Source organism: Streptomyces sp. NPDC101118 (assembly GCF_044759445.1).
In the GTDB taxonomy this organism is placed as follows: domain Bacteria; phylum Actinomycetota; class Actinomycetes; order Streptomycetales; family Streptomycetaceae; genus Streptomyces.
Genome location: NZ_JBIVZG010000029.1, coordinates 71,025 through 76,494, shown reverse-complemented (window position 1 = coordinate 76,494; position 5,470 = coordinate 71,025). Strand labels below are relative to the sequence as shown.

General features: G+C 69.2%; 5 protein-coding genes. 2 read left to right on the top strand and 3 right to left on the bottom strand.

The features are described 5' to 3' along the window. Positions 1–217 precede the first annotated feature (217 nt). Positions 218–694 carry a DUF6924 domain-containing protein gene (locus ACIQUQ_RS32540; RefSeq protein ID WP_403983266.1) on the bottom strand — a complete coding sequence of 159 codons (477 nt, stop codon included), beginning with the start codon at positions 692–694 and terminating at the stop codon, positions 218–220. Positions 695–1,375: 681 nt separating this feature from the next. Between ACIQUQ_RS32540 and ACIQUQ_RS32535 the strand changes: the two genes are divergently transcribed. Then, complete coding sequence (locus tag ACIQUQ_RS32535; RefSeq protein WP_403983263.1) at positions 1,376–2,077, top strand: hypothetical protein; 702 nt, start codon at positions 1,376–1,378, stop codon at positions 2,075–2,077. Further along, positions 2,074–2,547 (top strand): MarR family transcriptional regulator, encoded by a 474-nt coding sequence (locus tag ACIQUQ_RS32530; RefSeq protein WP_403983260.1) that lies wholly within the window; start codon positions 2,074–2,076, stop codon positions 2,545–2,547. Before ACIQUQ_RS32535 ends, ACIQUQ_RS32530 begins: the two co-directional genes overlap by 4 nt. 5 nt (positions 2,548–2,552) lie before the next feature. On the opposite strand, the gene tpg is transcribed toward ACIQUQ_RS32530, so the two are convergent. Beyond that, the gene (gene tpg / locus ACIQUQ_RS32525; protein WP_403983258.1) at positions 2,553–3,104 is read right to left on the bottom strand and encodes a telomere-protecting terminal protein Tpg; all 552 of its coding nucleotides are present in this window, start codon (positions 3,102–3,104) and stop codon (positions 2,553–2,555) included. 9 nt (positions 3,105–3,113) lie between these two features. Further along, positions 3,114–5,285: a telomere-associated protein Tap gene (gene tap / locus ACIQUQ_RS32520; RefSeq protein ID WP_403983256.1), complete on the bottom strand. Its 2,172-nt coding sequence runs from the start codon at positions 5,283–5,285 to the stop codon at positions 3,114–3,116. Between the last annotated feature and the right edge of the window lie 185 nt (positions 5,286–5,470).

The following is a 5,470-nucleotide window of genomic DNA, read 5'->3' as shown; positions in this document are numbered from 1 at the left end:
CCTCCGCTTCGCTCCGGACAGTTCGGGGTTCCGCTTCGCTTCACCTCGAACGGCGTGCTCCCCACGCCTGGGTGACCCCGTTTCACGGGGTCCGGGCCTATGGCCCTCCGCGCGCAGCGCGGAGGAGAGAACCACCTCGCTGCGCTCGGTGGGGCTCGGCTTCGCCGAGCCAGGGCCGGCCCTTCGGGCCGGGGTCCTCCGCTTCGCTTCGGACGGTTCAGGTTCCGCTACGCTCCACCTGAACGGACCGGCTTCCCCGGCCTACAGAACTCCCGCGTTTGGGTCCTCTCGCGCTGCGAGCTTGAGGCCCTTCGTGCGCTGCACCCTTGAGGTCCTTCGCGCTGCGCGCGAAGGAGACACCGGCCTTCCGCCCGGGCTCGTCCCAGAGGTCCACGGCCAGGAGAGGGTGAGCGGGATCGTTCATCGTGGCTGTGTCCGCCAGAAACATGTAGACGATCTGTTCGTCTACATCCGCCGCATCCTCTTCGGCCATCAAGGACAGCTTCGTGCTGTCACGGTTCTGGATGCTTGCTGCGATGACGTGGACGGCCAAGAGCAGGCCGATGGTGTCGCGGTGATGAAGAACCTCTTGAGGCCCGTACCAGTACACGGTCGGCCAGGACGCGAAGTCCTTCGGCAGCTCCCGCCGACCACTCTCCGGTTTCACCCGGGTAGGCAGCAGTAACGGCTCCAACAGTGCCCACTGCTCATCCGCGAGGTCCGATGGATACCCACCTCCAGACCGTAGGGCAGATCTCAAATGCGGTCTGAGCGGAGCTCATGGAGGCCTTGGGCCTTCATCTTGTTCGGCGGAACCTGGTTGTTGCGCTGGGTGCTGGGGTGTTAACGGCGTTAATGCGGTTTCGGGTGGGGTGATTCAAAGTGGGTTGCGGATAATTTCTGGGTTGTTGAGGGGTGGGTCAGGTGAGGTGGGGGACTTTTGGGGTGGGTTTGGCGCGGTTTGGGGGTGTGGTGAAGGAGAGGGACAGCCGGGTGACGGCATATAGAGGGTACGGAGATGCGTTTGTGCAGGTCAGGGGCGGTGTGGGGGGAGAGTTGTGTCCCCTCAGGAGGGACATATCTCTTGCGTTGTGTCCCTGGTGGGGGGACATAGCGGCCGCAAAACGTCGGTCTCGCTGACGGTATTTGGGGGAAAACGTCGGGGGGGCTGACGTTTTAGGGGAGATGTGTGCGTGAACTGCTTGGTGGGGTGGTGGGGTTGACGGAGTGTGGGGAGATGGATCCGGCCGGGGGGTGGCCGAGATGTGTCCCTCGTGGGGGGACGTAAGACACGCCGAACGTCAATGAGGGTGACATGTATGTCGTCCTGGTTGACATACTGCTCTCCGTAGATCAAAGAAGTGGAGAGCAGCCCGTGACATCCGAGCCGCAGCGCCGCCGGCCGAGTCCGGCGCGGGCACCGCGTCCTGATCTCCCCGTTGATGACGCCATCTCAGCGTGGAGTCAGCCGCTGGCGCCCGTGCGGGATCTGGACGGCCTGGCGAAGCGTTACCCGAGTCGGAAGCTCACGCTGGAAGGCGAGCGGAAGCCTCTGGAGTTCTACGGGACCACTGCTCAGCCGAACGCGTTCTCGATGGACAGTCTCGAGTTCTTCCTGGTGATCGCGCAGTACTTCCGGGAAGCACTGCCCCTGCGGCTCATCCTGCTGCTCATCGCGTGCCAGCGGGCGGGGGGGCGGATTCCGCTTACCCAGGAGGAGATGGCTACCATCCTGGACGTCAGTCGGACGAAGACGTCCGAGGCGTTGCACACCATCATGTCTCACGGAATCGTCTTCAAGGTGAGGCGGGGTGTGTACCAGTTCAACCCGCCCTACAGTTACCGAGTGGCAGAGTTCATCCCGGGTACGGAGACAACGGGTGAGTTCGTGAAGGTGGAGCAGCACAGCACCATCTCGAAGATTCGCGGCGACGCGAGCCTTCCGGAGCTGGTGCGGTTCCCGTCGCTGGATCACATGCGGCAGGCCATCGAGGAACTGCGGGCTGAACGGGCCAAAGAGCGCGCTGCGCGGCGGCTGAGCCGGTCGCGGCGCAAAGAAGAAGGGACGGCTCTGTGAGCACCTTGCGATTCGCTGCGGTCAATGCCGACGGGCTTCTCTCCGACCTCGACCTGCCCCCGGCCTCGTACCGCGTGCTGCTGAAGCTGCGGTCGCTCAGCGAGCCCGGTGGGCGGATCCTGATCGACCAGGCGACCATCGGCGGGCTGCTGGAGCTGAGCCGGCCGAGCGTGAACGCGGCGCTGCGGAGCCTGGAGCTCGCGAAGCTCGTGCGCAAGGTGCGGAACGGGGTGTACCAGATCAACCCGATGCTGGCCGGGTACAACTCGTTCGAGGACGCCGTGGCAGCGGTGAACGCCATGCCGGTCGAGGACCGCCTGGACGTGCGTGGGTACGTCGAGAGCTACCACCGGGCGGTGGCGGCGTACCAGGACCAGCTGGCGGAGCAGCGGAAGAAGAGGGCGGCGCAGACCGCGGCCAAGAAGGCCGCGGAGAGCAAGCGTCGGAGGACCCTGCACGCCGTTGGGTAGTTCTCTCAGAAGTCGAGTTCGATGTAGTCGATGTCCGTGAACTCGACCAGGAGGCCGGCGGCCCGGGAGCCGTGGTCCTTGAAGTAGAGCTCCTGGAGGCCTTCGGCCGCGATGCGCTGGAGGGCTGCCTCGTTGGCTCCCGCCTCCTGGGCGGCGAAGAGGCGGCCCGCGTACTCCGGGGGCAGGTGCTGGGTGATGCGGCGCATGCGGCCGTCGTCCGTGGTGCCGGGGGCCGCGGTGAAGCCGAAGCGGGCGCGGGTCTCGATGACCAGGCCGGTCTGGGTGGCCGCACGGGCGCGGGCGCGCTTGCGGACCAGGGGCTGCCAGCGGCGGCGTACTTCGGCTTCCAGGCGGGCTGCCAGGGCCGGCTTGGGCTGCTTGATCTGGTTCCTGAGGTAGCGCTCCACCGTGCGCTGGGAGATGCCCAGGAGCGTTGCGGCTTGTCGGGTCGACTTGAGCTGCTTGACCAGGAAGCGCATCTGGGCGCCTGCCGACTTCGGGATCGGGCGGGTGAAGTGCTGCTCGTCCGCGCGGGTGATGCTGTCGTCGATGGACATCGGGGGTGGCTACTCTCCGTCGGCCGCTGCGTCGTGGCCCTTGATGTGGCGGGCGGGGTTGTGGTGCTCGTCGAGCATCTGGACGGCCCAGAGGAGTGGTTGGGTGCCTTCGTGCTTGACCATGCCGGGGCTGACGCCCAGGCGGAAGCCGCCGGGCAGGGGCTTGCCCTCGGGGGTGTGGGGCAGGAAGTCCAGCGGGCTCGGGCCGTCGGAGAGATAGACCGCGCAGTCGGAGAGCACCGCGATGGGGTGCAGGCCGGCGTGCTGCGCGAGCTTGAGCATCTTGCGGTGCATGTTCACGCGGGCCGTTGAGATGACGGCGGCGCGGATGTCGGGGCGCCAGGTGGGGCGTTCCAGGGCCGGCCAGGGCTCGCCGGGGCGGTAGCCGAGGCCCTGGGGGCGTTCGCGGAGCTTGCCGATGCCGCCCTTGACGGTGGCCTTGATGGCGGACAGGACGTGGGCGAGGGGCTCGTCCTGGGCCTTGTGGGCCGTCATGGCGTCGAGGAACTGGGCTTCCGTGAGGTCCTTCGTGACGCCCAGGTCGGCCATCGTGGCGAGGTACGCGTCGCGGAGGCGGGTGTACCAGGGGTCGAGGTACGCGGTGGCGCCGGAGCGCAGGTACGCCTCGATGGGCCGGACTTCGTGGCCCAGCTCGGCGGCGTAGGCGAGGGTGGGGGTCGCGTACCAGGCGGGGCCGGTGGGGCGTCCGCCGTGGGGGGTGAACGGGCTCGGGAGGCGGGGGTCGAGCTCGATGCCGGAGAGGTCGGCCAGCCAGCTGCCGGGGGTCTTCGGGTCGAAGCGGGGGGCCGTGGTGTGGACGGCCGGGCCCGTGCCGATGGTGAGGCGGTTCGCGGCCGCGGCGAAGGCCATGTTGACGTCGATGCCGACGGCGTGGGTGCGGGCGCACTCGGCGTCGGTGAGCAGCTCGGGGTCGCGGATCCAGTCGTAGGCCTCTTCGTCGAGGACCTGGTCCGGGGTGCGCTGGTGGGCGCGGGGGTAGAGGGCGGCGACGACCGGGTGCTCGTCGGGGGCCTCCGGGGGCGCGGGAACGACCGGGGCCGTGAGGGAGCCGGGGACGGGGGCGGAGACCCAGCTGACCGTGCCGTCCGGGTTCTGTTGCTTGGCTGCTCGAGTGGGTGGGCGAAGTGCCGTCATCAGTTCGAGGCCGGAGACGGCGGTGGAGCCCCGGGGGGTGAGGACGCGGGTCGCGTACGTACCGAGGACGCGGGCGATCTCGGGGGCGGGGAGCGTGTCGGTGTCGCCCCAGGCGCGGGGGTCCAGGGCGCCCCAGGGGAGGATCGCCAGCTGGACGCAGGCGCGCCTGCCCTTGTCGGCGGGGCGGTAGACGCGGGCCCAGGGGCCGAAGCCGCGGCGGGTGAGCTGCCACTTGGCCTTCGTGAGGGCCTTGACCGCGGGGTGGTTGTCGGGGAGGCGGAGGCCCCGGCGGTCTTCGAGGATGTCGGGCAGGCCGAAGCGGTGGGCGGCTTCGGCGGTGAGGACGAGCAGGGGGTCGGCGTCCTTGCCGTTGGGGTGGAGGCGGGGGGCGCCGAGGCCGGTTTCCAGGGCCCAGGTGATGAGGGAGGGGAGGTCCTGGGCGGGGCAGTCGAGGAGGAGGCCGTGGGGGGCGTGGGCCGTGCCGGTTCCTTCCAGGACGGCCAGGGGGATGGCGGTCGTGGCTGTGGCTGCGGTGGGGCCGGCCGTGGTGCGGGGGCGGGCCGCGGGGGACGTGGGGACTGTGGCGGAGGCGGGGGCTGTGGTGGGGGTGGCACCGGCGGTCGGGGGCGTGGGTGCCGGCTCGGGCGTGGGGGCGTGCGCGGGTGCCGTTTCGGCGGCCGTGGTCGGCGTGGGTGCGGGTGTGCCGGCAGCGGTGGGCGCGGGTGCCGGGGTTTCGGTTGGCGCGGGTGGCGGGGTCTGGTCCGGCGCCGGGTGGAGGGTGGTCAGGCCGTCCAGGAGGCGGATGTAGGCCGCGCGCTTGGGCGGGCGGGGGTCGGTGCGGCCGGTTTCCCAGGACGTGACGGTTTCCCGGCGGACGGACAGGGCCTTCGCGATCTGGTCCTGGCTGAGGCCCGCCGCTTCCCTGAGGCGCTTGCGCTCGTCCGGGTGCGGGAGGGCGTCCTGGGCCGCCGCCTCTTCGAGGAGGGCGTCCACGGCTGCGAAGAGCTTGTCCTGTTCGTGCTGCACCTGATCACCTTAGCTTGGAACGCACTGCTGAACGCACATGGAACGCACGTGGGGGGGGTTAAACCCGTAAAAGCGGTTAAACCCCCCCCGGGGGTACAAGGGGGTGTTGCAGGTCGTTGCAAACAAATGTTATAAGGTGGAGGACGGACAAGACAAACGCAAGGGAGCCCGGGGGCCCCCCCCAC